The sequence below is a fragment of the Stenotrophomonas sp. AS1 genome, assembly GCF_048957655.1.
In the GTDB taxonomy this organism is placed as follows: Bacteria; Pseudomonadota; Gammaproteobacteria; order Xanthomonadales; family Xanthomonadaceae; genus Stenotrophomonas; species Stenotrophomonas bentonitica_A.
Window position 1 is genome coordinate 1 of record NZ_JARVXM010000014.1, and the last position, 5469, is coordinate 5469.

The 5469-nt window shown below is 53.4% G+C and carries 1 protein-coding gene, 2 tRNA genes and 3 rRNA genes; all 6 read right to left on the bottom strand.

Annotated elements, in window-relative coordinates; translation table 11 throughout:
* Positions 1–100, bottom strand: a 5S ribosomal RNA gene (rrf, locus tag PV764_RS20155); the annotation flags it as partial.
* Between the two features lie 124 nt (positions 101–224).
* Positions 225–3103: ribosomal RNA gene (locus PV764_RS20160) — 23S ribosomal RNA — on the bottom strand.
* Positions 3104–3333: 230 nt separating this feature from the next.
* A tRNA-Ile gene (locus PV764_RS20165) sits at positions 3334–3410 on the bottom strand.
* Positions 3411–3457: 47 nt separating this feature from the next.
* A tRNA-Ala gene (locus PV764_RS20170) sits at positions 3458–3533 on the bottom strand.
* Positions 3534–3628: 95 nt separating this feature from the next.
* Positions 3629–5175: ribosomal RNA gene (locus PV764_RS20175) — 16S ribosomal RNA — on the bottom strand.
* Positions 5176–5270: 95 nt separating this feature from the next.
* Positions 5271–5469, bottom strand: a 199-nt coding sequence (locus PV764_RS20180) for a hypothetical protein (protein WP_421117425.1), incomplete at its 5' end; no start/stop codon positions are given.

Genomic DNA, 5469 nt, shown 5'->3' on the forward strand with positions numbered 1-5469 from the left:
ACTCTCGCATGGCTTAGGCCACACTACCATCGGCGCAGCTGCGTTTCACTTCCGAGTTCGGGATGGGATCGGGTGGTTCCACAGCGCTAATTTCACCAGGGAGACAGTTGGAGCGTCGCCATCCTAAGGAACGGATAAGGCGCCTGCCTCTCGTAAGTCTTGTGACGTAGCGTGCACTTGGGATCTATCGACATGTCATGTCGGCCAAGGCAACTTGAGGTTATATGGTCAAGCCACACGGATCATTAGTATCAGTTAGCTCAATACATTGCTGTACTTACACACCTGACCTATCAACCACATAGTCTATATGGTTCCTTCAGGGGGCTTGTGCCCCGGGAGATCTCATCTTGAGGCGCGCTTCCCGCTTAGATGCTTTCAGCGGTTATCGCTTCCGAACATAGCTACCCGGCAATGCCACTGGCGTGACAACCGGAACACCAGAGGTTCGTCCACTCCGGTCCTCTCGTACTAGGAGCAGCCCCTCTCAAATCTCCAACGCCCATGGCAGATAGGGACCGAACTGTCTCACGACGTTCTGAACCCAGCTCGCGTACCACTTTAAATGGCGAACAGCCATACCCTTGGGACCGACTACAGCCCCAGGATGTGATGAGCCGACATCGAGGTGCCAAACACCGCCGTCGATATGAACTCTTGGGCGGTATCAGCCTGTTATCCCCGGAGTACCTTTTATCCGTTGAGCGATGGCCCTTCCATACAGAACCACCGGATCACTAAGTCCTAGTTTCCTACCTGCTTGATCCGTCGATCTTGCAGTCAAGCACGCTTATGCCTTTGCACACAGTGCGCGATGTCCGACCGCGCTGAGCGTACCTTCGAGCTCCTCCGTTACTCTTTAGGAGGAGACCGCCCCAGTCAAACTACCCACCATACACGGTCCCCGATCCAGATTATGGACCTAGGTTAGAACGTCAAGCACGACAGGGTGGTATTTCAAGGATGGCTCCACCACAGCTAGCGCCATGGTTTCATAGCCTCCCACCTATCCTACACAGACGAACTCAACGTTCAGTGTAAAGCTATAGTAAAGGTTCACGGGGTCTTTCCGTCTTGCCACGGGAACGCTGCATCTTCACAGCGATTTCAATTTCACTGAGTCTCGGGTGGAGACAGCGCCGCTGTCGTTACGCCATTCGTGCAGGTCGGAACTTACCCGACAAGGAATTTCGCTACCTTAGGACCGTTATAGTTACGGCCGCCGTTTACTGGGGCTTCGATCAAGAGCTTCGCCTTGCGGCTGACCCCATCAATTAACCTTCCAGCACCGGGCAGGCGTCACACCCTATACGTCCACTTTCGTGTTTGCAGAGTGCTGTGTTTTTGATAAACAGTCGCAGCGGCCTGGTTACTGCGGCCCTCTTCAGCTATAGCTCGCATGAGCCACCAAAAAGGGCGCACCTTCTCCCGAAGTTACGGTGCCATGTTGCCTAGTTCCTTCACCCGAGTTCTCTCAAGCGCCTGAGAATTCTCATCCTACCCACCTGTGTCGGTTTACGGTACGGTCTGCGTAAGCTGAAGCTTAGGAGCTTTTCCTGGAAGCGTGGTATCAGTGACTTCGCCTTAAAGGCTCGTCTCGGTGCTCGGTCTTAAAGGATCCCGGATTTGCCAAAGATCCAAACCTACCGCCTTTCCCCCGGACAACCAACGCCGGGTACACCTAACCTTCTCCGTCCCTCCATCGCACTTACGCGAGGTGCAGGAATATTAACCTGCTTCCCATCGACTACGACTTTCGTCCTCGCCTTAGGGGCCGACTCACCCTGCGCCGATTAACGTTGCGCAAGGAAACCTTGGGCTTTCGGCGTGCGGGTTTTTCACCCGCATTATCGTTACTCATGTCAGCATTCGCACTTCCGATACCTCCAGCAGACTTCTCAATCCACCTTCAACGGCTTACGGAACGCTCCTCTACCGCGTACATATAAATATGCACACCCCAAGCTTCGGTTCACTGCTTAGCCCCGTTAAATCTTCCCCGCAGACCGACTCGACCAGTGAGCTATTACGCTTTCTTTAAAGGGTGGCTGCTTCTAAGCCAACCTCCTGGCTGTCTGTGCCTTTCCACATGGTTTTCCACTTAGCAGTGAATTTGGGACCTTAGCTGTGGGTCTGGGTTGTTTCCCTTTTCACGACGGACGTTAGCACCCGCCGTGTGTCTCCCATACAGTCCGTCTCGGTATTCGGAGTTTGCAATGGTTTGGTAAGTCGCGATGACCCCCTAGCCATAACAGTGCTCTACCCCCGAGAGGATACATATGAGGCGCTACCTAAATAGCTTTCGAGGAGAACCAGCTATCTCCGGGTTCGATTAGCTTTTCACTCCTAATCACAGCTCATCCCCGTCTTTTGCAACAGACGTGGGTTCGGGCCTCCAGTACCTGTTACGGCACCTTCACCCTGGCCATGACTAGATCACCCGGTTTCGGGTCTACTGCCCGCGACTATGCGCCCTTATCAGACTCGGTTTCCCTTCGCCTCCCCTATACGGTTAAGCTTGCCACGAACAGTAAGTCGCTGACCCATTATACAAAAGGTACGCAGTCACTCTTTCGAGCTCCTACTGCTTGTACGCACACGGTTTCAGGATCTATTTCACTCCCCTCTCCGGGGTTCTTTTCGCCTTTCCCTCACGGTACTGGTTCACTATCGGTCGGTCAGTAGTATTTAGCCTTGGAGGATGGTCCCCCCATGTTCAGACAGGGTTTCACGTGCCCCGCCCTACTCGTCTTCACTGGAGTGGCCCTTTTAAATACAGGGCTATCACCTTCTATGGCCAGCCGTTCCAGGCTGTTTTTCTAGAACCATTCCAGCTTAAGGGCTAGTCCCCGTTCGCTCGTCGCTACTCAGGGAATCTCGGTTGATTTCTTTTCCTCTGGTTACTTAGATATTTCAGTTCACCAGGTTCGCTTCCAGCAGCTATGTATTCACTGCAGGATACCCGCAAGCGGGTGGGTTTCCCCATTCGGACATTACCGGATCAAAGCTTGTTGCCAGCTCCCCGATACTTTTCGCAGGCTGCCACGTCCTTCATCGCCTCTGACCGCCAAGGCATCCACCGTGTGCGCTTATTCGCTTGACCATATAACCGCAAGTTGCCTTGGGTTACATATATGACCTGGGGGTACAAAGCCCAGATACGAAATATAACGACTCAATTAATAAGAAGACATTTAAGTCTTCCGCCTTAGCCTCACGACACGTCTAAGATAGAATCTCAAAACGCTCGCTACGTCACAAGTTTTAAAAGAACACGTACCAGCCACAATGCTGATCCGTAATAAATTCTTTGTATGCGCTAGTCATTCAGAGTGGTGGGTCTGGGTAGACTCGAACTACCGACCTCACCCTTATCAGGGGTGCGCTCTAACCACCTGAGCTACAGACCCAATGTCCGTTCAGCTCATTGCTACCGCGTCGATAAACTCGCGGCGTGTGGTGGAGCCTGTCGGGATCGAACCGACGACCCCCTGCTTGCAAAGCAGGTGCTCTCCCAGCTGAGCTAAGGCCCCATATACGGGACTATCCACATCGGCCAGGCCGACGTGAAACTCTGAATGCAGGTTACTTGTGAAGACGCCCGACAGGACGATGCTGTCTTTGCTCAAAAGGAGGTGATCCAGCCGCACCTTCCGATACGGCTACCTTGTTACGACTTCACCCCAGTCATCGGCCACACCGTGGCAAGCGCCCTCCCGAAGGTTAAGCTACCTGCTTCTGGTGCAACAAACTCCCATGGTGTGACGGGCGGTGTGTACAAGGCCCGGGAACGTATTCACCGCAGCAATGCTGATCTGCGATTACTAGCGATTCCGACTTCATGGAGTCGAGTTGCAGACTCCAATCCGGACTGAGATAGGGTTTCTGGGATTGGCTTGCCCTCGCGGGTTTGCAGCCCTCTGTCCCTACCATTGTAGTACGTGTGTAGCCCTGGTCGTAAGGGCCATGATGACTTGACGTCATCCCCACCTTCCTCCGGTTTGTCACCGGCGGTCTCCTTAGAGTTCCCACCATTACGTGCTGGCAACTAAGGACAAGGGTTGCGCTCGTTGCGGGACTTAACCCAACATCTCACGACACGAGCTGACGACAGCCATGCAGCACCTGTGTTCGAGTTCCCGAAGGCACCAATCCATCTCTGGAAAGTTCTCGACATGTCAAGACCAGGTAAGGTTCTTCGCGTTGCATCGAATTAAACCACATACTCCACCGCTTGTGCGGGCCCCCGTCAATTCCTTTGAGTTTCAGTCTTGCGACCGTACTCCCCAGGCGGCGAACTTAACGCGTTAGCTTCGATACTGCGTGCCAAATTGCACCCAACATCCAGTTCGCATCGTTTAGGGCGTGGACTACCAGGGTATCTAATCCTGTTTGCTCCCCACGCTTTCGTGCCTCAGTGTCAGTGTTGGTCCAGGTAGCTGCCTTCGCCATGGATGTTCCTCCCGATCTCTACGCATTTCACTGCTACACCGGGAATTCCACTACCCTCTACCACACTCTAGTCGCCCAGTATCCACTGCAATTCCCAGGTTGAGCCCAGGGCTTTCACAACAGACTTAAACAACCACCTACGCACGCTTTACGCCCAGTAATTCCGAGTAACGCTTGCACCCTTCGTATTACCGCGGCTGCTGGCACGAAGTTAGCCGGTGCTTATTCTTTGGGTACCGTCAGAACAACCGGGTATTAGCCGACTGCTTTTCTTTCCCAACAAAAGGGCTTTACAACCCGAAGGCCTTCTTCACCCACGCGGTATGGCTGGATCAGGCTTGCGCCCATTGTCCAATATTCCCCACTGCTGCCTCCCGTAGGAGTCTGGACCGTGTCTCAGTTCCAGTGTGGCTGATCATCCTCTCAGACCAGCTACGGATCGTCGCCTTGGTGGGCCTTTACCCCGCCAACTAGCTAATCCGACATCGGCTCATCTATCCGCGCAAGGCCCGAAGGTCCCCTGCTTTCACCCGAAGGTCGTATGCGGTATTAGCGTAAGTTTCCCTACGTTATCCCCCACGAAAAGGTAGATTCCGATGTATTCCTCACCCGTCCGCCACTCGCCACCCATAAGAGCAAGCTCTTACTGTGCTGCCGTTCGACTTGCATGTGTTAGGCCTACCGCCAGCGTTCACTCTGAGCCAGGATCAAACTCTTCACTTAAAAACGCATAGTCCGAAGACTAAAAATTTAAAGCTGCAGATGCTTGACCGCTGGCAACGTTTCGCTTGCTTTAAAACAATTGATATGTTGCTTGATCAAACGTCTGCAAGATGGACAATCATCCTTCCTGCAGGCGCCTTCACAAGATACCTGCGCATACTGTCAAAGAACCTTGGAGTCGGCCTCAGCGCCTTCCTCCGTGTGCCCCGACGTTTCCGTCGTTGCGAGCCGCCCATTATAGCCGGCTTTTCCGCCTCGTCAACACCTTTTTTCAAGGCCGTTTCACCGAAGTGA